Origin of the sequence: Corynebacterium suranareeae (assembly GCF_002355155.1) — a bacterium.
GTDB lineage: Bacteria > Actinomycetota > Actinomycetes > Mycobacteriales > Mycobacteriaceae > Corynebacterium > Corynebacterium suranareeae.
Window position 1 is genome coordinate 359,243 of sequence record NZ_AP017369.1, and the last position, 23,613, is coordinate 382,855.

Consider the following 23,613-nt stretch of genomic DNA (forward strand, 5'->3'; position numbering starts at 1 on the left):
GGGGAAATTAGTGAGCTCGGAGTTCTTCTTCTAGACGACCCGCTGTGCATAAGCCGGCTTCGGAAACTACTGACAGTTGTGCGCCCATGACTTCACGCAATGCGCTCATATCGTGGCAAGTATTGATCAGGTTGAATCCCTGTTGTGCTCTGACAATGGCATCGTCACCAGTTCCGCAATAGATTCCAGCGATTTTGCTGCGAGAAACGGCGGCGTTGCGGATTGTGGTTAATGCTTCTTCCAGTTCTGGTCGCACAGCCTCTTCGAAAGGAATGCTTGCCCCCAGTCCAAGTGAGAGATCATAAGGGCCAACGAACACTCCATCGATGCCCGGAGTATCAAGGATGGCCTCAACATTTTCCAGGCCTTCACGTGTCTCGATCATCGCTAATACGAGAACCACATCATCTGTTTGACCAGGTGTTAGTCCAAAATGAATGCCGTGCCGAACAGGGGAGTAGGAGCGTTGGCCACCGGAGGTTGCATAACGTGCTGCCTTAGCAAGTTCGGCCGCTTCTTGTGCAGTGTTAACCATCGGCACGATAACTCCGCGGGCGCCAGCGTCTAAGACTCGCCCGATCTCCCCAGGGTCATTGGTGCTCACCCTTGCGATAGGTAATGGGCAGCCACCGGCCGTCAATGCAATAAGGCTGTCACGCATCTCTGTATATCCAATGAGACCGTGTTGACCATCGACCACGACAAAATCAAAGCCAAGCCGAGCTATTTGCTCGGATGCAACGGTGGAATTCAGCGTGATCCACGCGCCGAATCGGGGTGTGGTGTATTCGGGCAAGAGGCATTGTCCTTTCTGGTTTTTCATTGGTGGAGGGGAGATCAGTTTCCCATTGAGCAAATAAGTTCAACCAGTGATCTGGTAGTTCATTGGTCGTACGGTGATCCTACGCTGAGGTTTGGGCCACATTCCACGAATTACCCCCGCAGGCTTTCACATTCGACACTTTGCAAATGTGTCAATGTGTACTTGGGGTGATGAAACTAACGAGGTAAAGCGGTGAAAGCGGGGGTTTTGGATTCTGCCAATTCGCTTTGCTAGGGGTGATTCCGTGAAGAACTTTAGGGGGAGTTAGGGGTTACTTTTTCCCGCTTAAGTGATGTGGATCTCCAAAATTTGTTGACTTGGGCCACTTCTCGCCATATGGTCAAGATCACTGTTTGAACGACTTGTTCAGCTAGTGACTAAAAAAGTGTTGAACTTATGAAGGAGTGACAAAGAACGTGAATGCGAAGAAGATGAAGATTTTTGCTTTCGACTTCTCTGGCCCTGCCCACCTCTCTGCAGGTCTGTGGCGACACCCAAAGGATCGTGGAAGCGAATATAAAAACATTCAGTTTTGGGTTGACTATGCGAAGCTTCTTGAAGAGGCGAATTTTGATGGCATCTTCTTCGCAGACAACATCGGCTATCACGACATCTATGAAGGCTCAGTTGATGCGGCGCTCCGCGATGCAGCACAAATTCCGACGAATGACCCCGCTTACCTCATCCCAGCCATGGCAGCTGCTACCACAAACCTCGGCTTTGGCGTCACCACCTCCACCGCATACGAACAGCCCTACACGGTTGCCCGAAAGTTCAGCACACTTGATCACTTGACCAATGGTCGTATTGGTTGGAATGTGGTCAACTCCTATTCAGACAGCGCTGCTCGAAACCACAGTGCAGACAAGCAGCGATCCCATGCTGATCGATATGATCGTGCAGCAGAATTCGTTGATGTCTGTCTCAAGCTTTGGGAAGGTTCTTGGGAAGACGGAGCTGTAGTCAACGACGTTGAAGCTGGCGTTTACGCTGAACCAAGCAAGGTTCATGAAATCCACCACGAGGGCAATAGTTTTACCGTCCCAGGTATTCACCTCTGTGAGCCTTCAAGCCAGCGCACTCCTGTGATTTTCCAAGCAGGAGGATCGAGTCGTGGTGTTGCTCTGGCCGCAGCCACCGCTGAAGCAGTGTTCATGAACTCCACCACCAAGTCTGGTTTAAAGAAGTGGGTGGACAACCTTCGCGCTGCAACAGTTGAGGCAGGACGAGACGCAGATAGCCTTGCGGTGCTTCAGATGATCACTGTCATCAGTGCAGCAACCGATGAAGAAGCACAGAAGAAATATGAAGAGTACCTGTCGTATGTCTCCTACGAGGGCGCGATGGCTCGCTTCAGCGGCTGGACCGGAATGGATACAAGCACCCTTGAGCCAGATGTGCCTTTGAAGGATATGAAGGTTGAGGGTACTCAAACCATGATTGATGTATTCACCAAGATGGATCCTGACAAGGAATGGACCCCTCGCGATATCGCAGAGTACATCGGTATCGGCGGAACCTCCCCGGTTATCGTCGGTGGTCCTGAAACCTGTGCTGATGAGCTTGAGTCTTGGATTAATGAAACAGGCATTGACGGATTCAATATCGCCCACGCCGTGAAGTACCAAGACATTGCAGATTTTGCGCAGTTTGTTGCTCCCGAACTACAGCGACGTGGCGTGATGAGGACTGCGCCAACTGGTGAAACACTGCGCGAAAACCTATTCGGAGCAGGACAAAATCGACTTGCAGATAACCACCCAGGTGCTGCCTACCGTGTGTCCACTGATAAGAGCAAAGTTAAAGAAGGAGTACTGAGCTAATGAGTGTTATTCAAATTGCAGAAGACGGTTCAGTTGATCCTTTGGACTACCGAAAAATCTTTGGTCTATTGCCTACAGGAGTGACAGCGATTACTGGTACTTCGACTGAAGGGAAACCGGTGGGGTTTGTAGTCGGAACCTTTCAGTCATTGTCCATGGACCCTCCGCTTGTCGCATTCTCTGTTGATAAGGGGTCAAGCACATGGCCTACAATTCGTACTCTGGAAACACTGACAGCAAATATTTTGTCAACAGATCAGCTTCCAGTATGTCGTGCATTGTCTCGTCGAGGTGTCGATAAATTCCAAGACTTGGAATATGAAAAGGGTCCAAACGATAATCCTCGTCTGCCAGGATCAACAGCCTGGTTGGATTGCACAGTCTTGTATGAAGTTGTTGCAGGCGATCATTACATCATCGTTGCCACTATCAATGGCATGGAAATTGGAACCGGTGATGCCCTCATCTTTAGAGGAGGAAAGTTCGGCGAAGTCCAGATTTGGGAAGACCCCGCCCCATCACCAAAACCAATTGCAGAGGAGACCACGGTATGAGCACAATGTTGGAAAAAGTTGGCCAAGCATGGTTGCGAGCTTGGTGCGCCGGCGAAACAAAAGCTTTTGAAGATATTGTCGGACCGAACTATGTACGGCACTCTAAAACTGCCGATGAAAACCTCGATGATGTGATTAAACAGATTGAGGCATCGCACGGAGCGTTCACTGATTTCAATGTTGAGATTCTGCACTCTGTTGAAGATGACGAGAGCATTGCAATTCATTGGCAAGCCGGAGGCATGCACACCGGAGAGTTCATGGGTGTACCTCCCACTGGGCGAAAAGTAGTGGTCAGTGGTGCTGCATTTATTAAACATGCCGACGGCAAAATTCTTGAGGAGACAGCAGTATGGGATCCCCGAGAGTTGCTGACCTCGATGAAAATCGTGCACTTGGGCACGTCATCGAAGAAAGGCTAAGGAAACAGCACGATGACCATCAACATTAATCAGATTGCTGATCGAATTGAAGAAGCACACCGTACCCGGACTCCGGTGGACGTATTAATCGGATCGGGGAACCCAGAAGACTCGAAGCATGATGCCCTCCGTGTTGCTCAGGAAGTAGTGCGACGCCGAGTGCAAGCTGGAGATCGCCAGGTTGGGTTCAAACTAGGAAACATTGCTAAGGCAATGCAGGATAAATTCGGAGTTGATGAGCCAGACTATGGGCCATTGCTTGCCAGCCAGTTTTACTCTGAGAATCTAGAGATTTCTGCATCAGAGTTTATTGAGCCATTCGTCGAACTTGAACCCGCATTCGTGCTCAAAAAAGATCTAAGCGGTCCAAATGTCACCCCTCATGAGGTGATTTCAGCAACCGACTATGTTTTGCCAGCAATCGAGATTATCGATTCACGAGTCACGGACTGGAAGATTGGTCTGCTCGATACCATCGCTGATGGCGGTTCCGTAGGTGGAGTTATTACCTCTGCACAGCCTCGATTGCTCAGCGAACTTAATCTATCCAATCTTCGTGGGGAGATCCGTTACGACGGCAAAGTTGTGGCATCTGGAAATACCTCCGCCATCTACGGAAACCCGGTGTCCGCCATCGCATGGCTTGTGCGAAAGATCTCGGAGTATGGACTCGGCCTTCATGCCGGTGACTTTGTCCTTCCCGGAAGTTGTCTTGCAGCAGAAAAACTGGTGCCAGGCGTTCAAGTTTCTGGAGTTTTTGAAGGCTGGGGCGAAGTGAACTTTGACTACAGTGCAACGAACTAAATCTAAAGAAGGATGAATCAATGATTAAGCTTGAAACTACTGAAGATACAGCACTAGAAGGAATTTTGACTGCGGCAACTACTGCAGCTGATGTTCTTCGAAGAACAGATCGATCAACCCGAGCTTCGTATCTTAACGCTGTAGCAGATGGTCTTGATGCTGCTGGAGACGTTTTGGTGCCTATAGCTCAAAGGGAAACAAACCTCCCTGAAGGGCGTCTTCGAGGCGAACTGAAAAGAACAACTTTTCAGCTTCGACTTTTTGCCGAGACCATTGTAGATGGTGGATATCTTGATGTTCGTATCGATCACGCCGACGCTGATTGGCCAATGGGAGCACCACGTCCAGACCTTCGTCGCACCCACATTCCGCTCGGCCCGGTTGCAGTTTTTGCAGCTAGCAACTTTCCCTTTGCATTCTCTGTAGCGGGTGGAGATACGGCATCAGCGCTGGCAGGTGGCAACCCAGTTGTTGTTAAGGCACACAGTGGTCACCTTGAACTATCGAAGGAAACAGCACGCGTTGTTAACCAATCACTTGGTGCTGCGGGAGCACCTGAGGGTACCTTTGGAATCGTTTATGACATCGATGCTGGACGGAGCATAGTTTCAGATCCTCGCATTAAGGCAGTCGGATTTACAGGATCCATTCCTGGCGGCCGTGCACTTTTTGACATCGCTCAACAACGTCCAGATCCGATCCCGTTCTATGGAGAGCTTGGCAGCAACAACCCAGTCTTTGTTACCGAAGCCGCGGATAAAGCTCGTGGTGCAGCGATTGCTGAAGAGTTTGTTGGCTCTTTCACCATGGGCGCAGGTCAATTTTGTACTAAGCCAGGAACAATTTTTGTTCCTGCAGGATCAGCATTTCTTGCAGCACTCCGCGAGATTGACTTGCCAAGTGGAGCTGCCTTACTCAATGAACGAATCCGCGAGGGATACGTTGGCGCTATTCAGGATTTGAAATCTGCTGAAGGAGTCGAAACTCTGCTTTCAGGATCGGATCCTTTTGGTGAAAATCCATCACCAATTCTGCATTTGACTACTGCCAAACAGGTTCTTGAAAATGCACACGTACTTCTTGAGGAATGCTTTGGTCCTGCAGCTTTGGTTGTTGAGTATGAAGGTGAAGAAAGCCTCGTCGATTTGGCCAATGTATTTGAGGGACAACTGACAGCTTCACTGCAAGCAGAAGACAGTGATCACCTCGCTGAACTGATTGATGTACTGGCGACAAAAGCTGGCCGAGTGTTGTGGAATCAGTGGCCAACCGGAGTTTCTGTCACATATGCACAGCAACATGGAGGCCCATACCCGGCATCCACTCATAGCGGCTCCACTTCAGTTGGAACTGCTGCTATAGCTAGGTTTATTCGACCAGTCGCATTCCAGGGATTCCCACAACAATTCCTACCCGATGAACTACGAGATGAACTACGAGATGAACCAGATGCTCGGGTATCTCAGCGCCTTGTGGATGGTCGCGCTTAAAGACATCTAAATGTATGACACAGGGACACCTTGTTCCCTGTGGCTTTAACCCCGCTCCCTGCGAGCATTGCGCATAACGGCGCACCCCATCGTCGATAAGCATGCTTAAAAGTTGCCCTGTTTTGGGCCAATAAGCTATTGCCAGCTCCGACGATTACGAACACAGGTGCCGCGTCTAAGAACAGAAATCTGCATCTGGGTTTGTGGTTGCCGGAGCATATAGACAGACCCGGGACAACATCGCATTTTCTAAAGATCCATTGCTTGAACAGTATTTCTATCCCGTATCAAAACACCAGGAGGACTATATGTCCGGGAATCGTATAAATACAGCGCCCAAGAGAGACTTAAAGATAGATGATGTCATCGTCGCAGACAAAAAGGCTCTCAGACAAGCACAGGTAGGTGCCGGAGTTGGTAACTTCATTGAGTGGTATGACATTGGAGTATACGGTTATCTTGCGGTAACCATGACAGCGGTGTTTACAGCCGGAATGGACCAGTCAATGGGCCTGGTTGTAACACTTCTAGGCTTCGCGGTTTCATTTGTTGTTCGACCACTGGGCGGCATGGTTTTGGGGCCTTTGGGAGATAGGATTGGCCGTAGAAAGGTCCTCTTTTTCACCATTGCATTGATGGCTGCTGCAACAACCGCAATTGGTTGCCTTCCCACCGCTGAGCAAGTTGGATTGTGGGTGATTGTGCCGCTCTACCTGCTGAAAATGGCCCAAGGGTTCTCCACTGGTGGTGAATACTCTGGTGCTTCGACCTATATTTCGGAATTCTCGCCAGATAATCGTCGTGGATTCATGACAGCGCTCCTGAATGCAGGTTCCATGCTCGGATTTGCGGCTGGAGCAGGTGTGGTTGCTTTGACTTCGGCCATCGCAACGTCAAACTGGGGCGAGACCGCCATGGTCGACGGAGCTTGGCGCATACCTTTCCTCATCGCACTACCTCTGGGCATCGTAGCAATTGCACTTCGCAGCAAGACACCCGAATCCCCTGCGTTCGAGCTTTCTGAACAAGTTGGCGGAAAAGCCAAACGAGAAGAACTACACCCAATGTTCGAGCGCCACGGACTGAAAGAAATTCTGCGTCGCTACTGGCCAATGATTCTCATCGGCATCGCACTTATTGCAGCTGATGGTTCAGCATCCTACATGCTCACCAGCTATCTACCCACATACATCGAGGTAGAGACAGGTGTCCATGCAACTCAGACAGCATTGGCAGCCGTAATTATCTTGATTATTCAAGCGATCCTCATTCCGTTCTTTGGACTCCTCAGCGATAAAATCGGCAGACGCCCCGTGTATTTTCTGGGAGCAATCGGAAACCTAATTCTGCTCATCCCAGCCTTTGCTATCGCCCAACTTGGAACTGCTTGGTCTGCATATGTAGCTTTACTCATGCTTGCCGTGCCAAGTGCACTCTTCCTTGCAAACACTGGTGCAGTAATGGCTGAACTGTTCCCAACAGCATCCCGATACGGTTCAGTAGGTTTCACACACAACATTGCGATTTCCGTGTTTGGTGGAACAACCCCACTCTTTAGCCAGATGTTGCTTAATGGAACAGGGAATGCATTTTCCCCGGCTCTCTACGTTATGTTCTTTTCAGCAATTGCACTGGTGGCCATTTGGAAGATGAAGGAATCTGCCCGACGTCCACTTCTTGGATCTGTGCCTGTCGTGGAATCTATGGCAGACGCCGAAGCGCTTGTCGCAGGACAATATTCGAATCCGCATATTAATACCAGCACTATGCCACTGATTGGTGTGGAAAAGGAGAAAGCCTTTCGATAAAAAGGAAGATCAAGAACCGACGTAGATGTGATTTTCTAGCCTCAGGAATCTATTTTCCTGAGGCTAGAACTTTCTAACTGGAACCCCAAACTCCTCAAATCCGCAGCCTCAAGCCCTAGGCCTCAAGCACAGTGTCAAGTAGCCGACCCGCAGCATCTTGTAGTTGGTTTACGTAGCCCGAAATCTCGAGTGCTTTCATGCGTTGATCTAATCCGGATACTGAAAGAATTCCGATGAGGTGGTTGGACCGATCTCGAACGGGTATCGCGAGTGCAAATAGTCCTTCTTCAAGTTCATTGTCTAGAACTGAATATCCTTGTTTCCGAACTTCCGCAATTTCTTTAAGCAGCTCATCGCGTTTGGTGATGGTGTGCGATGTAAAAGATTCGAGTGTTTCAGGCAGGAGCGAGGCGATTTGTTCGTCACTGAGTTCTGCCAGCAGTATTTTGCCCATGGCACTGGCGTGGAGTGGCATGTCTTTTCCGATGTAGCCCATGGCGGTGGACAGCATGTAGGACCCTGGCGCTTCAGCGATGAGGTGAATTTCTGAGGGGCCTTCGACTATTGAATATGCACTTGCTTCGCCGAGTTCTGCGGAGAGGCCGTCGACAAAAACTTGGACGCGTGGTTGAAGGGTGCGGTATGGGTCGGCGATTCGTCCGAGGCGGGCTACTTCGAGTCCGAGGGAGAAGCGTTTGTCATTTTTTAGAACCATGCCGGCATGTGCCAGGCTTTGGAGCAGGCGAAATACTGTGGGGCGGGCAAGCCCGGTGATGGATGCCATTTCTGCGGCGGTGGTGCCATTGGGATGGTTGCCCAGCTCTGAAAGTATTGTCATGGCTCGGAGGACGGAACGGTTCATCAACTCGGGGGCAGAGTCGTCGTTTTCTGTGCCCTCTCCTTGGTTTGTGGGCTCTTGCTGGCTAGTAATGCTCATCACCTCAGATTATTTGTTGACCGTCTCGTTAATCATAGGTTGTTTTTCATGGATTTAAACCTCAAGGACGAGCCAAAATTTGATTTTCCATAGTCTCGTATTTCTCTTGATAAGCTCAGGTGCGCATAAAAATCAGGCCTGGTGAGAAAGAAGGTGTGTGCGATGAAGGAATTGGAGTTGGGTGAGGCTCGTGACGTTGCTGCAACGTTGGAGGCCATGCCGATCCAGGAGGTCATTGATCAGGTAGAGCGAACTCCGATTACTAAAGGTGCGGTGTTGCTGCGTCTTTTGAGCAAGGATCGATCGTTGTTGGTTTTCGATGCCCTTAATCCGCGCCTCCAGGCTGATTTGATTGGTGCGTTCCAGGATGCGGAAGTGTTGGATTATTTCGCGGACTTGGACCCGGATGACCGCGTTTCGCTGTTGGATGAGCTGCCGGCGTCGATAGCCGATGAGCTGCTGCGCAGCCTTGACCCGAAGGCTAAGCAGGTCACGGAGCTGGTCTTGGGTTACGCAAAGCGGTCGGTTGGGCGCTGGATGTCGCCCCAGGTTTTATTGCTTTTCGACGACATGTCCGTCGCCGAAGTCTTAGATTTTGTGCGCAATCATGCTGCTGAGGCTGAAACGATTTATGCCTTACCTATTGTGAACCGTGCTCGGCAGGTTGTGGGCGTGGTGTCGTTGCGAAAGCTGTTTATCGCGGATCCCACATTGAAAGTTTCAGAGGTTATGGTCCGCCCAGTGTCCGTTTTAGCTTCGGCTGATGCGGAGGAAACAGCCCGTTGGTTCTTGCAGCTAGACCTCGTGGCGATGCCCGTGGTGGATGAATCGGACATGCTTGTTGGTGTTCTGACCTTCGATGATGCGCAAGATATTGTGGAGCAAGCAGACTCGGAAGACTCTGCGCGTAGTGGTGGTTCGGAACCTCTGCAGCAGCCGTATCTTTCCACGCCGATTCGTAAGCTGGTGAAATCGCGCATTGTGTGGTTGTTGGTTCTGGCGGTTTCTGCGATTTTGACTGTTCAGGTTTTGGATGTTTTTGAAGCAACATTGGCGGAGGCAGTGGTGTTGGCCCTGTTTATTCCGCTGCTTACCGGTACGGGTGGAAATACAGGAAATCAGGCCGCGACAACGGTAACTCGTGCGTTGGCATTGGGTGATATTCGAAAATCTGATGTTTTTAGAGTGCTTGGTAGAGAAATCCGGGTTGGTCTTATGCTCGGGGCTTTGTTGGGCGCCGTTGGTTTTGTGATCGCTTCTCTTGTGTATGGCATGCCGGTGGGGATTGTCATCGGGTTGACGTTGCTTGCGGTGTGCACCATGGCGGCATCGGTTGGTGGAGTCATGCCCATTATTGCCAAAGCGATTGGTGCGGATCCTGCCGTGTTCTCCAATCCTTTTATTTCCACTTTTTGTGATGCAACCGGACTTATCATTTATTTCGCAATTGCCAAGGCGGTACTTGGAATCTAAAAGCATTTTGCTTTTCGACGCCCAGTTTCAGTTCTTAACAGTTTAGGCAAGCCTGTTCGCTACTGTGTTTCTTCGATGGGATTCCAAAGGTTGTAGCTCCAGCTGGATCACCAAATTTGGAGCATTATTCAAAAAACTTTTTCTTGCCTAACCATTGCATAGTGGGGTAGTGCGGGTGTATTGCAAAACTTTGCAATATTTACCAAGCGTTTAAAAAGTAGTGGTCAGGCCACTTCTCTAAAAAGTATGATTATTAATGGGGGAGGGGATAGGTCTGATGTTTCTGCGAATTCGCACACCGAACGTTAATATTCCCCTCGAAAGCTTTCTTGAGCCTCGGGCTGTCCCAAGGGAGTCGGCAGAAGAAAAGGATTGTTCAGTTAATGAGCACATCTGAAATGAATGAAACAAAAGTAGTTGGAAACTCAAGGGAGTGGCGTCGACAAGCAACCGGCATTATCACCGGCCTCGTCCTAGCCACACTGGTCTACCTCCTCTTCCCTTCGAACTCCGTGGAAACCGTCATGCAATCCACTGGCGTCGACCCGGATGCTGAATACAGTCACAATGCAATGCGCCTTACCGCTGCGGTCACCGTTTTGATGGCAGCGTGGTGGATGACAGAAGCAATCCCACTAGCTGCAACCGCACTGATTCCATTGGTGGCATTCCCCGCTTTCCAGATTGTGGACTTCGGGGTTGCGGCAGCGCCTTACGCGAACCCCACTATCTTCCTCTTCTTGGGTGGCTTCCTTATGGCGCTTGGCCTGCAGAAATGGAATCTGCACCGCCGCATGGCGCTCGCTGTCGTGCTAGCTGTTGGTACCAAACCAAAGCAATTGGTCTTGGGCTTTATGGTGGCAACCGGCTTCCTTTCTATGTGGGTGTCTAACACCGCAACTGCCGTGGTTATGCTGCCGATCGGTATGTCCGTGCTGTCGCTGACCGCTGAGACAGTCGGGGGAATGAAGAACCAAAAGAAATTCGCCACCGGACTCATGCTGGCGATCGCCTATGCTGCTTCGATCGGTTCGCTGGGCACCCTGATTGGCACGCCACCAAATGCACTGCTGGCTGCATACATGTCAGAATCACACGATATCCACATTGGTTTCGGTCAATGGATGATCCTCGGTGTGCCGATTGCTGTTATCTTCACGATCCTCGCATGGCTTGTGTTGACCACCGTATTCAAGCCAGAAATGAAAGAAATTCCAGGTGGTCGTGAACTGATCAAACGCGAAATCGCTGAGATGGGTCCCTGGACTGCACCTCAGGTCACAGTGGGTGTTATTTTTGCGGCAGCTGCACTGGCTTGGGTCTTCATTCCATTAACTCTAGATTGGACCGGTTCCCAGCTCTCTATCAATGACTCCCTCATTGGCATCGCTGCCGGCCTGCTGATGTTTATCGTTCCCGCTAACTTTAAAACCGGCGAACGCATTCTTGATTGGCGTACTGCAGGCGAACTTCCATGGGATGTTCTCTTGCTTTTTGGTGGCGGACTTTCACTTTCTGCGATGTTTACCAGCACGGGACTTTCCCTATGGATCGGTGAACTAGCTAAGGGACTCGATGCCCTTCCAATCTTCATTCTCATCTTCGCTATTGCTGCCCTGGTGTTGTTCCTGACCGAGTTCACCTCCAACACCGCAACTGCCGCAACATTCCTCCCAATCATGGGTGGCGTTGCAGTAGGTATTGGACTAACCGCAGGTGGCGAACAAAACGTTCTTCTCCTGACAATCCCTGTTGCACTGTCTGCAACTTGTGCCTTCATGCTTCCAGTGGCAACCCCTCCAAACGCGATCGCATTCGGCTCCGGCTACATCAAAATCGGAGAAATGGTCAAGGGTGGTCTGTGGTTGAACATCATCGCAGTCATTCTCATTACGATCTTCACCTACTTCGTAGCGATCCCACTCTTCGGCATCATGCTTTAAGTGCTTTAAAAGTTAACGGGCCCGCAGTGAACGTAAACGGCGTTGAACTGCGGGTTTGTTGTTCTTTCTGAAGCTGTGTAAAGTAATCGTCGTTGCAGAGAACGCCACACGGTAAACAATCTGCACTGCGCCCGTAGCTCAACGGATAGAGCATCTGACTACGGATCAGAAGGTTGGGGGTTCGAATCCCTCCGGGCGCACAAGTAAAACCCCAGGCTGATTAAAAAATCAGCCTGGGGTTTTGGCGTGTGCCCAGAGAGCCATCCGGACGTGCATTAGGCAACAAGATTTCGGCAAAATAGTGGCTAAATTGAAGAAATCTTGTTGTCTAATGCACAGGATCCATGCGCACCCGGTGGCTTAGAACACTTCAATCCGTGCACCGAGGGTTTCAGCGTGGATAAGCTGCTTCTCCCAATTTGGTGTGCCCGGGTGGAGGCGGAGCACTGGCCTGGATGAGGTGATAGTGGGGCTGACTGATTCTTTGGCGCGTCGTTGACCGGAGCGGGCTTCGTAGCGGATGCGGGATCGGTAGCCGTTGTCTGCCAGCTGTTCGATGTTTGGTTCTTCAGCTGCAAGACTGTCGCGGGCCTCGTGGAGGATTGTTAGGGCCTCGTCGAGGGCTTTGACGAGCGCATCGGCGTTGCTTTCGCACATGGCGCGCACGAGTGCTGGGTCGGTGCCTGCAACGCGGGTGGAGTCGCGGTAGCTACCAGCTGCTAAGGAGAGGGAGAGCGCGCCGCCGTTGTCGCCGACGATGGCGAGTGTTTCAGCCAGGATGTGTGTTAAATGAGACACGCGTGCTGCTGCTGCATCGTGTGGGCCGACGCGGGATGGAACAACTTCAGCGCCCACGGCGAGTGCCATTTGGACGACGTCTTTCCAGATGCTGATCCAGGTGGAGTTGATGTCGGTGCCGTCGAAAAGCTGGTCGAAGGTGACCACCCATACAGCTCGTTTGAACAGTCCGTCCATGGATGCGCCCCAGCCGGAGTTGGCGGTGCCAGCCATGGGGTGGGATCCCACGTAGCGGTGTTGCATGTTGCGGGCTTTTACGGCGTCGTAGACGGCGGTTTTTACGGAGACGACGTCGGTGAAGCCGTTGTTGGGGGCGTGGGTGAGGATGGCGTCGAGAAGCGAATCTATGGCCGTCATGGGCACCGCTAGGACGATGAGTGCGTCTTCGCTGGCTGCACGCTGGAGGGTTGCTTCAAGGTCGGCGGAGACGTCGAATCCTTCATCGACAGCTGATTTAGCGCCGGAGCGTGAGCGGTTGTAGCCGAAGACGGGGTGGTTGGCTGCATGGAGGTCGCGGAGGAGGGATCCGCCGATGAGGCCGAGGCCCAGGATGCATACTGGGCGAGAAATGTCTTTGGTAGTCACCTGACAAGTGTGGCACATACCTACTACGGTTATCTCTATGAACACTGAAGAGGATGGCCTGAGCTTTGCAGTCACGGCTACCTTAGTTGAAGGTAAATGGCAGGTACGAGAGTTTAAGGATGAGTTTTCCAAGCTCTCTACCTCTATTAATGCAGTTCGCTCGTTGCGTAGCGAAGGTCCGGCGTTTGCGCTGTTGTGCGTCGACGATGAATATTTTGTGGTGGTGCGCCCTACCCCAAGTAGGGTATTTGTCTTCTTGTCGGATGCCCCCATGGCGGTCGATGATGATTTCGCTGCCGCCGTAATGGATGAGTTGGACGCGGATATTCCAGATATTGATCCGGATGATTTAGATGACACGGATCCGTGGCCGGAGGGTGATTTCGATATTCTCGCGGATATGGGCCTTTCTGAAGAGGTTCTTTCTGTCATTTGCGATGATTTCGATTTGGATCCATCGGAACAATTGCTTCGTATTGCAGAAGAACTTGGTTTTGATAATGACTTAGCCAAGGTGGTGGGGCTGGACTAGTGGGCGTTTTACCTCAGCAGGCGCGCACCAAAGACGATGAGCGCCGGATGCGCCACGCCCTGGACATTGCCCGCCAAACCCCCGACGGTGACGTCCCCGTTGGGGCCGTAATTTACGCGCCCACAGGCGAGATTCTGGCGAGCGCAACGAATCGTCGAGAAGCAGACCGCGACCCCACAGCCCACGCCGAAATTATTGCTTTACGACGAGCCGCCCGCCGTTTTTCCGACGGCTGGCGGCTGAGCGACTGCACCGCGGTTGTCACCCTAGAACCCTGCAGCATGTGCGCCGGCGCTTTGGTAGGTGCCCGCATCGGAAGGATCGTATTCGGCGCTTTCGAACCCCGAACCGGCGCCTGCGGATCCGTATTTGACGTGGTCAGAGACCCTGCCGTGCTACACAAAGTGGAGGTTAGTGGTGGAATCCTTGAACCCGAGTGTGCTGCCTTGATGACCGAATTTTTCGAACTTCACAGGTAACGGATTTATATCAATTTATCGCGCAGCAAGCTTTTAGCGATGCACGCTCCTATGGTGGGGGTCACAAATACCTCAAGAAGAAGTAGGAGATGAGCACCAAATGAGCGATTTTTCCAACAAGGCAGAGGACCTCGCAGGTAAGGCCAAAGAAGGTTTCGGCGAGGCAACTGATAACGAGTCCCTAGCAGATGAGGGTCGTGCAGACCAGGCGAAGGCAGACATCAAGGATGCTGTTGAAAACGCCGGTGAAAAGGTAAAGGACGCAGCCAATAAGGTTTTGGGCGCGTTCAAGTAGGACGATTAACCACTAGCATTTTAAGTTAATGGCCAACTTGGCCTTGATTATGCTGTGGACTTTTAGAAACCAAACAGGCGTGTCAAGATTTTCGATTTTTGCGAAATCTTGACACGCCTGTCTGGTTTGGAGAGTTGCGAACCAAACAGGCGTGCCAAAGATTTGTATTTTTAAGGATTTTTGTCACTGGTGTTTGGCCCCAGCGGTCGCTCGGGAAAATCTGACCTTGGGTCTTTAAAAAAGTACCCCTTCTAAAATCGCTTTTAAGAGCCTTTTGAAGCCCTAGTGATACAAATACCCATTCTGGAAATCGAGTGGCTTAAACGGCAATAGGGAAACTCGACTGCCCGTTGGTTTGTTATGGCCGAATTAAGGATTTGTTTGGTGTACAACCATTCCGATACACTGATCCGCGGTGGCGTGTCCGAGCGGCCGAAGGTGTTCGCCTCGAAAGCGAATGTTGGGTAATCCCCAACCGGGGGTTCAAATCCCCCCGCCACCGCCATTAAGAACCGGTTCTTAAGTAGTTTGTAGCTACTGAAGGGTCGGTTCTTTTGTGTTGTCAACATAATCTTAAATACTTGGCCAATAATTACTGCTCTCGACTTGGGTCAAATTAGTGTCTAAATAGCTGTTTGCCCCGTGTGGATCGTGCTTGGCAGCACAAGACCAAACCAGGAGACCCAGAAATTACGTTTTTGACGTTTGTGGGTCTCCTGGTTTGGTGTATCGCTCTCAATACCAAACACAGAGACCCAACATTGAAGTTTTTGAAGATTCTGGGTCTCCTGGTTTGGTCGCCCTCAAATTTAGGACGTTACCTTGAAAAGTCATACCTCCCCAGAAGCCCGTTTAAGGGGTTTTCAAGGTCGAGTGCATACATAAGCTCATCTAAGAAAACTCGAGGCCTTAAACAAGCGATAAACGCCTATCGCTAATTTTCATGCCATCAGTGTTCAGCTTCCGGGCAAATTGAGCCGTAATCAACAGCGTGTAGGTCGGGTTAAATACTTGGCCAATAATTACCGCTGAGTTGCTATATTCTGTGGCTATGAACCTTGCGCTTTTCTTTGCAATTGCTGTGACCGCTTTGGTCGGTGTTTCTTTGCTGCGGAAGCAAGCCACAGAGGAGCGGGTATTTCCGTGGTTTTGGGTGTTCTTTCCGTTGACGCTCATGTCGATTTCCGGAATTTTCGTGAAGCCTGAGTCACGGACTTCTTTCGATTTTGGATGGACAATGTATGAGCCGTCCATTTACTCAAGCGAGTTCCAGCCAGATTTTTTCGATCTCTTTAATTCCTCCACAATTTCGTTAGTCACTTATATTGTCACTTTAATTGTGGGCTTAATTGGTTCTGTGATTGCGTGGAAGAAGCGCCGGCTGTAAGGATCTAGGGTAATTTTCTAGGATTCACAGCAACCGCAGGTAAGTTAGTGGGGCATTAAAAAATAGCCCATTTAAGAGGAGAAGCAACCCCGTGGCAAAGCTGCTGTTTAGGTTGGGGCGATGGTCCTATAATCGCAAGTGGATTGTGATTTCGGCATGGCTGCTGATTTTGGCCATTGTTGGTGGTCTCGCTCTGACGATGCAGAAGGGGTTTAGTAACTCCTTCACTATTGAAGACACCCCTTCGATTGATGCCACGGTTTCTTTGGTTGAGAACTTCCCAAATGACACGAACCCGGTGACGGCTGCTGGAGTCAATGTGGTTTTCCAAGCGCCGGAAGGTATGACGCTTGAAGATCCGCAGATGGTGACAGCGATGGATGCTGTCGTGGACTACATCGAAGAAAACTTGCCTGACTTTGGTGGGGGAGAGCGTTTCGGCAACCCGGTTGAGGTGTCTCCTGCTTTGGAAGAGATGGTTATCGAGCAGATGACCAGCATGGGACTTCCAGAGGAAACCGCCATAAAAGATGCTGCCAATCTGGCGGTCTTAAGTGAAGATAAAACCATCGGCTACACGTCGTTCAACATCAACGTTGAGGCTGCGGAATATGTGGAGCAAAAGCACCGCGATGTGATCAATGAGGCAATGGAGATCGGCGAGGACTTAGGTGTTCGGGTGGAAGCCGGTGGACCTGCTTTTGGTGATCCGATCCAGATTGAAACAACCAGTGAGATCATCGGCCTTGGCATTGCTTTTATTGTTTTGATTTTCACTTTTGGTTCTTTGATTGCAGCTGGCTTGCCACTGATTACTGCGGTAATTGGTGTGGGCATCGGCGCATTGGCAATCGTGTTGGCCACGGCTTTTACTGATCTGAACAATGTGACTCCAGTGCTGGCCGTGATGATTGGCCTGGCAGTGGGCATTGACTATGCGCTGTTTATTTTGTCTAGGTACCGTGCGGAATATAAGCGCATGCCTCGTGCAGAAGCAGCCGGAATGGCAGTGGGTACGGCTGGTAGTGCGGTGGTGTTTGCTGGTGCAACGGTGATCATCGCGTTGGTTGCACTCGTCATTGCGGATATTGGATTCCTTACCGCGATGGGTATTTCTGCCGCCTTCACGGTGTTCGTGTCTGTGCTCATTGCGTTGACGTTTATTCCTGCGCTGTTGGGTGTTCTTGGCGGTCGGGCATTCAAAGGAAAAATCACAGGAATTGGTGGTAATCCAACACCGAAGCAGACGTGGGAGCAGGCACTTAACCGCCGGTCAAAGGGCCGTACGTGGGTAAAACTTGTGCAAAAAGCACCAGGTCTTGTGGTGGCGATTGTGGTGTTGGGGCTTGGTGCGTTGACGGTTCCGGCGATGAACCTTCAGTTGTCTTTGCCTTCTGATTCCACGTCCAATATTGATACCACCCAACGTCAGTCAGCTGATTTGATGGCTGAAGGATTTGGGGCGGGCGTGAATGCGCCGTTCCTGGTCATTGTTGATACACACAACGTCAATGCTGATTCCACTGCGTTGCAGCCACTGATCGAGGCGCAGGAACCTGAAGAGGGTGAATTTGATCGGGAGCAGGCGGCTCGTTTTGCCACCTATATGTATGTTACTCAGACGTACAACTCCAATATCGATGTGAAAAATGCGCAGATCATCAGCGTCAATGATGATTTCACTGCAGCTCAGATTTTGGTCACACCGTACACAGGGCCTGCGGATGCGGAAACCCCTGAGTTGATGCATGTGCTGCGTGCTCAAGAAGCCCAGATTGAGGATGTCACCGGAACGGAGCTGGGTACTACTGGTTTCACAGCCGTGCAGTTGGACATTACTGAGCAGCTTGAAGATGCAATGCCGATTTATCTTGCGGTGGTTGTGGGCTTGGCTATTTTCCTCCTTATTCTGGTGTTCCGTTCCCTGCTTGTTCCACTGGTCGCGGGCCTTGGCTTCTTGCTTTCTGTGGGCGCTGCTTTCGGTGCCACGGTGTTGTTCTGGCAGGAGGGCTTCGGTGGATTTGTCAATACCCCTGGTCCGCTGATTTCCTTCATGCCAATCTTCCTCATCGGTGTGACTTTCGGTTTGGCGATGGATTACCAGGTGTTCCTGGTGACGCGTATGCGCGAGCACTACACCCACCACGGCGGCAAGGGACAGCCTGGTTCCAAGTACACCCCTGTGGAACAATCCGTAATTGAAGGTTTCACACAGGGTTCCCGCGTGGTTACTGCAGCTGCATTGATCATGATTGCGGTGTTCGTGGCGTTTATTGATCAGCCGTTGCCGTTTATTAAGATTTTTGGTTTCGCATTGGGTGCTGGCGTGTTCTTTGATGCGTTCTTTATCCGCATGGGTCTTGTGCCTGCATCGATGTTCCTCATGGGTCGCGCTACGTGGTGGATGCCTAAATGGTTGGACCGTCTGCTTCCGCCCTTGGATATTGAGGGCACCGCCTTGGAGAAGGAATGGGAGGAGAAGCACGCAGCGCGTTAGACTTGGCACTTATGTCAGATCTTTCATTCACCCTCAACAACAAGCTTGCCGACGACGCCCCCGGCAAGCATGGTCGTACGGGTGTTATTCACACACCTCATGGTGATATTGCAACCCCTGCTTTTATTCCGGTGGCTACCAAAGCCACGGTGAAAACTTTAACTCCGGAGCAGATTCGTCAGACCGGCGCGCAGGCAATTTTGTCTAATGCGTACCACCTGTATCTGCAGCCAGGCCCAGACATTGTGGATGAGGCCGGTGGCGTGTCCAAGTTTGAAAACTGGCACGGCCCAACGTATACGGATTCGGGTGGATTCCAGGTCATGAGCTTGGGCTCCGGCTTTAAAAAAGTACTGGCTATGGACACCACCAACTTGACGCGCAATGACATTAAAGCGGCTAAAAAAGAGCGCATGGCGCTTGTCGACGAAGACGGCGTGGATTTCAAATCTGTTATCGATGGCTCAAAGCACCGATTCACCCCAGAAGTTTCCATGCAGATCCAACACCAATTGGGCGCAGACATCATTTTCGCTTTTGATGAGCTGACCACCCTGGTGGATACCTACGACTACCAGGTGGAATCAGTAGAACGCACCCGCAGGTGGGCACAGCGCTGTCTCTTGGAACATGAACGTTTGACCAAGGAACGTGTGGGAAAGCCACTGCAATCCCTATGGGGAGTGGTGCAGGGGGCGCAGTTTGAAGATTTGCGTCGACAAGCAGTTCAGGGCCTGTTGGACCTGGATCGCCAGGCTGCCGATGAAGGCCGTCGGGGCTTCGGCGGCTTCGGCATCGGTGGCGCGCTGGAGAAAGAAAACTTGGGCACCATCGTGGGATGGGTGTGCGATGAATTGCCAGATGAAAAGCCACGCCACCTGCTGGGTATTTCCGAGCCAGATGATTTGTTTGTGGCGATTGAGGCAGGTGCCGATACCTTTGATTGCGTTGCGCCAACCCGCCTTGGCCGACGTGGTGGTGTGTACACCCTTGATGGTCGGATGAATCTCACCGGTGCCAAATTCAAACGTGATTTCAAAGGCATCGATGAGGAAGTCGGTGGATACGCCAGCGAAAACTACTCCCGCGCGTACATCCACCACCTGCTCAAAGCCAAGGAATTTTTGGCAGGCACGTTGTGCACCATGCACAACTTGTACTTCATGATCACCTTGGTGGATAAGATTCGCGCCAGCATCGATGATGGCACGTACTACGAATTCAAGGAAGAATTCTTAGGCCGGTACTACGCTTCAAAGGCTAAGTAACCTTCGCGGCGTTTCACCCAGCCAATGACTGCGTACGTGATGGGCATCAGGATGACTTCCAACACGGTTTTCCAGATAAAGCCCACCACAACGTAGTTGATGAAATCTGGGGTGGTGGCAATACCGATGACAGGTGCTGCGATGGCACAAAAGAGCAGCGTATCGGCGAATTCACCAACAACAGTGGATCCGATGAGCCTTGCCCACAAGGATTTTTCACCGGTGCGCTTTTTGATAGCCACCAAAACTTTCGCATTAAGCAATTGGCCCACAATGTAGCCAGCAAGGGAAGCCACAACAATTTGAGGAACGAGACCTAGCGTTGCTTCGAAAGCTTCCTGGCCCTCCCAGAAACTCGCACCTGGAAGCCAGATTGAAATATAAAATGACAGTGCCGCAAGAATGGTGATGCCAAAACCAGTCAAGATGGCACGTCGTGTGGATTTATAGCCGTAACATTCGGCTAATACATCGCCTAAAACATAAGAGATGGGGAAGAGGAAGAAAGCGCCGTCTGTGACCAGCGGGCCGATTTCCACACCCTTGGTGGCGGTGATATTTGAAATTAAAAAGACTGCAACAAACAGCGCCAACAAAATAGGGTACAGGCTTGGCTGGATGTGAATGAAGGTGGTTTTTCCGGACGCAACGGAGGTTTGTTCGGTTGCGCCCTGCCCAGGTTGGGGCTGGGTTTTTGAGGTCTGCGGTTGATTTTGCACGTCCACAACCATAGCCAGAAAACGTTATTGAAAAAACTCTGGCGTGGCTTTCGTGTGCCAACTCAAGGTTTTAAAATACTCCGTTTTATTAGTATCACTTGGGGTTCAAAAGAGCGTGGGAGAGGAGTCCGTGCGGTCACTTTTTCGGCCTGCTTTATTAAGTTTTATATCTCAATTCACCTCACTTCACCTGGTGACCAAAACCGCGGCTGGAGAGCACGTTCTTGGTCGTATGTGCCGGGATCTGGGCCTATAAAGTTGCTCTGGCGACCAAGAGCATTCCAGATAACCTATGGATTTGGTCGAATATGACGGTATCCGGCACTGTCTGCGTTCATCCCCAGAAAGCAGATGAAAAAACTCTCATATTGATCTCATTGTGGTTTCATAAGGCGGAATTTAACTAGAGGTTGTTAGCCAACAGGCACTTCATCTAGGAAAGGTTCATTCTCATGACCATTGCTCTTGAATACCCAGCTCTAAGCTCCACTGCGATCTCGTTGCCTGCTCGTTTTCAGGCGAGCTATACGACGAGGTTGGTGGCGGTGGGCGTCGAAAAGCGTCGTGGTGATTTTTGGTTGGAAACTGCCAGCACGCCGCAGGCGGGCGATGTGGTGATTGCGCGGGTGACAAAGATTAATAATCACAAGCGGGTGGAGACGCCGGAGTCGCGCAAGGCCATTTTGTTTGAGGGGGCGTTGGTGATGTTGGCGTATGGGCATCGGTATGCGGCGGATCAATTTTTGGCGCATGTGCCGGGGGATTTGGGGCCATGCCATTTGGTGGCTGCGGGTGGTATCGCCGGGATGGTTACTGCGCTGCATGACCAGATGGATGAACCGACAGAAATTGAGCCACTCGGGTTGCTCACTAATGCCAACGGTACAGTGAACGTGCGTGATTTTGCTGCTTTTGACAATCCGTTGAAAGTGGAATCGTCAACCAAGAATGCGCAGGTGATTGCGGTGTTGGGGACGTCGATGAACTCTGGAAAATCTACCACGCTTGCGTGTTTGGTCAATGGTTTGACTGCTGCTGGGCGCAAGGTGGCGGCTGGAAAAATCACTGGTACCGGTGCTGGAAATGACCGCATGATTTATCACGATGCCGGTGCGCACAGCGTTATTGATTTCACTGACTTCGGCTATCCCACTACCTTTAAGCTGAATTTCGCGGAAATTCGGGCGCTGAGTGTCAACATGATCAATGTGTTGGCTGATACTGGTGCCGATACCGTGATCGTGGAAATCGCGGACGGTATTTATCAGGGCGAAACATCGCGATTGCTTCGGGATCAGGTGTTTCAGGAAGCCGTGGATCATGTGGTTTTTTCTGCTGTTGATGCCCTGGGAGCCAAGGCCGGTGTGGAGGAGCTGCAGTCCGCGGGGCTTGATGTGGTGGCTGCATCGGGAATCATGACGGCATCACCACTGGCTACTGCTGAGGCTGCCGCTGTCCTTGATGTGCAGGTTGTGCCTACTTTTGATCTCACCAACCCGAAGATTGTCACAGCGGTGCTAACGGATCATGCCTAGGTTATGGCGTGCTCGCTGCAGGCTTTTGCTCACTGCCCTAGGTGTCCTTGGTGTGCTGCAGGCGCTGCTGGCGATCATGGTGTCGTTGAGCGTAGCCACCACATTAGAGGGAAACCGAGCACTTGTTGGATTGCTGCTTGCCACCACGTTGGGATTGGGGGTGGCGCAGTGGATTCAAAAAGTAGTGGCAGAAGATCTAGGCCAGCATTATGTGCATGAGGTGCGTCGTGAATTGGTGGGTGCTGCGCTGGTGCCGGGGAATGCTACTTCTCTGGGGGTGACTGTAACCAGGGCAAGCAATGATCTTACTGCGGTGCGCAATTGGGTGACGTTGGGAATCGTTTCGATTGCCACCGGTGTGCCGTTGATCGCGACTGTGCTGGCAGCATTGTTTGTTCACGATTTTCGCACGGGAATCGCGGTGGCTGTACCACTTCTCATGTGTGTATCCGTGCTGCCGGTGGTGGCGCGGTGGACTTTGATAAGAGCACGTGAACTGCGCAAAAAGCGTGGACGCATGGCTGCGCGGATTGCAGATTCTGTCATGGCAGGAGAATTACTGCATGCAACAGGAGCGATAGACCGTGAGCTCAATGCCGTCACCCGAGAGTCCGACCGAGTGGTGATAGCTGCTGTAAGACGTTCCTGGGCCACCGGTTTTAGCCGCGCATTGATGGCAATGGCAGCCTCGCTTGGCACTGTCAGCATTGTGATTTCTGGTCACCTGGAAGTAAGTGAGGTTGCGGGAATAATGATGCTTCTTGGCGTTCTTGCCACTCCAGTTGCAGAACTTGGACGCGTGGTGGAATATCGCCAAAACTACAAAGCGGCAACTCGCATCCTGATTCCACTTTTGCAAAAAGGCTCAGAATTTAAACACTCCCAACAAAAACTGCCCGGATTGCAAGCAACAGAAGGAATTCCCGGTGTCTATGTCAAAGGTATTTCTGCACTTCCTGGAGAACGAATCTACCTCCACGGCTCTGCAGATGCGACGAGAAAATGGGTTGCCTCATTATCTGCAATGGAGGAAGGCGCAGATGCAATAGTCAACGGTCAAAGGCTCTCGCAGCTTCCTTTGAAACAACGACGCGCCCTCATCGGAATTGCTTCAGCACATCACCACTTAAGCCGTGGTTCAGTATCGCGCCTGGTTGGTTTGCGGGTACCGGATGCCACTGAGGAAGAAATTGAGCAAGCACTGGAACAAGTTGGTCTGAACAACACCGGGAAACAACGCTTGAAAAACGGCGGACAACCCTGGAGTACTTCGCAGATCAACAAACTGAAAATCGCCAGCGCCACCCTTCGAACCCCACCGCTTTTGGTAATCGAAGGCATCACCCCTGAAAATCTCCACAACTATCCAGGAGTGATCATCTCCACCGTTCAGGAGAACCCATCCAAAACATGGCGGCAAGTGAACATCTAATCTAGAAAC

At 51.2% G+C, this 23,613-nt stretch carries 20 protein-coding genes and 2 tRNA genes; 17 read left to right on the forward strand and 5 right to left on the reverse strand.

The window, feature by feature from the left end:
• Positions 1 to 7: 7 nt before the first annotated feature.
• Positions 8 to 796 (reverse strand): HpcH/HpaI aldolase family protein, encoded by a 789-nt coding sequence (locus N24_RS01750; protein ID WP_157736385.1) that lies wholly within the window; start codon positions 794 to 796, stop codon positions 8 to 10.
• Positions 797 to 1,254: 458 nt separating this feature from the next.
• On the opposite strand from N24_RS01750, the gene N24_RS01755 reads away from it, so the two are divergent.
• The 6 genes from N24_RS01755 (at position 1,255) to N24_RS01775 (ending at position 7,724) form a co-directional block, all read left to right on the forward strand.
• Entirely contained in the window at positions 1,255 to 2,646 is a 1,392-nt protein-coding gene (locus N24_RS01755) for an LLM class flavin-dependent oxidoreductase (protein ID WP_096459577.1), read from the forward strand.
• Positions 2,646 to 3,200: a flavin reductase family protein gene (locus tag N24_RS16415; protein WP_197702366.1), complete on the forward strand. Its 555-nt coding sequence runs from the start codon at positions 2,646 to 2,648 to the stop codon at positions 3,198 to 3,200. The genes N24_RS01755 and N24_RS16415 overlap by 1 nt, the downstream gene beginning before the upstream one ends.
• On the forward strand, positions 3,197 to 3,622 hold the full coding sequence (locus tag N24_RS16420; RefSeq protein WP_197702367.1) for an ester cyclase: 426 nt from the start codon (positions 3,197 to 3,199) through the stop codon (positions 3,620 to 3,622). Before N24_RS16415 ends, N24_RS16420 begins: the two co-directional genes overlap by 4 nt.
• Positions 3,623 to 3,634: 12 nt before the next feature.
• Positions 3,635 to 4,426, forward strand: coding sequence for a 2-keto-4-pentenoate hydratase (locus N24_RS01765; RefSeq protein ID WP_096453790.1), 792 nt, complete (start codon positions 3,635 to 3,637; stop codon positions 4,424 to 4,426).
• Positions 4,427 to 4,446: 20 nt separating this feature from the next.
• Positions 4,447 to 5,916, forward strand: a complete 1,470-nt coding sequence (locus N24_RS01770; protein WP_096453792.1) for an aldehyde dehydrogenase (NADP(+)) — start codon at positions 4,447 to 4,449, stop codon at positions 5,914 to 5,916.
• Between the two features lie 308 nt (positions 5,917 to 6,224).
• Positions 6,225 to 7,724, forward strand: a complete 1,500-nt coding sequence (locus tag N24_RS01775) for an MFS transporter (protein ID WP_167381989.1) — start codon at positions 6,225 to 6,227, stop codon at positions 7,722 to 7,724.
• A gap of 115 nt (positions 7,725 to 7,839) precedes the next feature.
• Here the strand turns inward: N24_RS01775 and N24_RS01780 are convergent, their stop codons facing one another.
• A complete protein-coding gene (locus tag N24_RS01780) occupies positions 7,840 to 8,661 on the reverse strand; it encodes an IclR family transcriptional regulator (RefSeq protein ID WP_096453794.1) in 822 nt (273 codons plus the stop codon).
• Positions 8,662 to 8,823: 162 nt separating this feature from the next.
• On the opposite strand from N24_RS01780, the gene mgtE reads away from it, so the two are divergent.
• The 3 genes from mgtE to N24_RS01795 all read left to right on the forward strand — a co-directional run bounded on the left by mgtE (position 8,824) and on the right by N24_RS01795 (position 12,277).
• A complete protein-coding gene (gene mgtE, locus N24_RS01785; RefSeq protein ID WP_096453796.1) occupies positions 8,824 to 10,134 on the forward strand; it encodes a magnesium transporter in 1,311 nt (436 codons plus the stop codon).
• A 383-nt stretch (positions 10,135 to 10,517) separates the two neighbouring features.
• Positions 10,518 to 12,077, forward strand: a complete 1,560-nt coding sequence (locus N24_RS01790; protein WP_096453798.1) for an SLC13 family permease — start codon at positions 10,518 to 10,520, stop codon at positions 12,075 to 12,077.
• Positions 12,078 to 12,204: 127 nt separating this feature from the next.
• A tRNA-Arg gene (locus N24_RS01795) sits at positions 12,205 to 12,277 on the forward strand.
• A 160-nt stretch (positions 12,278 to 12,437) separates the two neighbouring features.
• Here the strand turns inward: N24_RS01795 and N24_RS01800 are convergent.
• Complete coding sequence (locus N24_RS01800) at positions 12,438 to 13,460, reverse strand: prephenate dehydrogenase (RefSeq protein WP_096453800.1); 1,023 nt, start codon at positions 13,458 to 13,460, stop codon at positions 12,438 to 12,440.
• Positions 13,461 to 13,497: 37 nt separating this feature from the next.
• Here N24_RS01800 and N24_RS01805 point away from each other — a divergent pair, with 37 nt between their 5' ends.
• The 4 genes from N24_RS01805 (at position 13,498) to N24_RS01820 (ending at position 15,271) form a co-directional block, all read left to right on the forward strand.
• Positions 13,498 to 13,992 carry a tRNA adenosine deaminase-associated protein gene (locus N24_RS01805; RefSeq protein WP_096453802.1) on the forward strand — a complete coding sequence of 165 codons (495 nt, stop codon included), beginning with the start codon at positions 13,498 to 13,500 and terminating at the stop codon, positions 13,990 to 13,992.
• Positions 13,992 to 14,471: a tRNA adenosine(34) deaminase TadA gene (tadA, locus tag N24_RS01810; protein ID WP_096453804.1), complete on the forward strand. Its 480-nt coding sequence runs from the start codon at positions 13,992 to 13,994 to the stop codon at positions 14,469 to 14,471. The genes N24_RS01805 and tadA overlap by 1 nt, the downstream gene beginning before the upstream one ends.
• Positions 14,472 to 14,571: 100 nt before the next feature.
• Positions 14,572 to 14,766 carry a CsbD family protein gene (locus N24_RS01815; protein WP_096453806.1) on the forward strand — a complete coding sequence of 65 codons (195 nt, stop codon included), beginning with the start codon at positions 14,572 to 14,574 and terminating at the stop codon, positions 14,764 to 14,766.
• 414 nt (positions 14,767 to 15,180) lie between these two features.
• Positions 15,181 to 15,271 (forward strand) — tRNA-Ser (locus tag N24_RS01820).
• A gap of 404 nt (positions 15,272 to 15,675) precedes the next feature.
• Here the strand turns inward: N24_RS01820 and N24_RS16425 are convergent.
• The gene (locus N24_RS16425) at positions 15,676 to 16,020 is read right to left on the reverse strand and encodes a hypothetical protein (protein WP_197702368.1); all 345 of its coding nucleotides are present in this window, start codon (positions 16,018 to 16,020) and stop codon (positions 15,676 to 15,678) included.
• Positions 16,021 to 16,244: 224 nt separating this feature from the next.
• On the opposite strand from N24_RS16425, the gene N24_RS01830 reads away from it, so the two are divergent.
• Both N24_RS01830 and tgt read left to right on the forward strand, forming a co-directional pair.
• Positions 16,245 to 18,650, forward strand: a complete 2,406-nt coding sequence (locus N24_RS01830) for an MMPL family transporter (protein WP_096453811.1) — start codon at positions 16,245 to 16,247, stop codon at positions 18,648 to 18,650.
• A gap of 11 nt (positions 18,651 to 18,661) precedes the next feature.
• A complete protein-coding gene (gene tgt, locus N24_RS01835; protein ID WP_096459583.1) occupies positions 18,662 to 19,918 on the forward strand; it encodes a tRNA guanosine(34) transglycosylase Tgt in 1,257 nt (418 codons plus the stop codon).
• Here tgt and N24_RS01840 read toward each other — a convergent pair.
• Positions 19,897 to 20,649 (reverse strand): queuosine precursor transporter, encoded by a 753-nt coding sequence (locus N24_RS01840; RefSeq protein ID WP_096453813.1) that lies wholly within the window; start codon positions 20,647 to 20,649, stop codon positions 19,897 to 19,899. The genes tgt and N24_RS01840 overlap by 22 nt on opposite strands.
• Before the next feature lie 440 nt (positions 20,650 to 21,089).
• On the opposite strand from N24_RS01840, the gene N24_RS01845 reads away from it, so the two are divergent.
• Together N24_RS01845 and N24_RS01850 are read left to right on the forward strand one after the other, a co-directional pair.
• A complete protein-coding gene (locus N24_RS01845) occupies positions 21,090 to 22,172 on the forward strand; it encodes a DUF1611 domain-containing protein (RefSeq protein ID WP_096453815.1) in 1,083 nt (360 codons plus the stop codon).
• Positions 22,165 to 23,604 (forward strand): ABC transporter transmembrane domain-containing protein, encoded by a 1,440-nt coding sequence (locus tag N24_RS01850; RefSeq protein ID WP_231910820.1) that lies wholly within the window; start codon positions 22,165 to 22,167, stop codon positions 23,602 to 23,604. The genes N24_RS01845 and N24_RS01850 overlap by 8 nt, the downstream gene beginning before the upstream one ends.
• Positions 23,605 to 23,613: the final 9 nt, after the last annotated feature.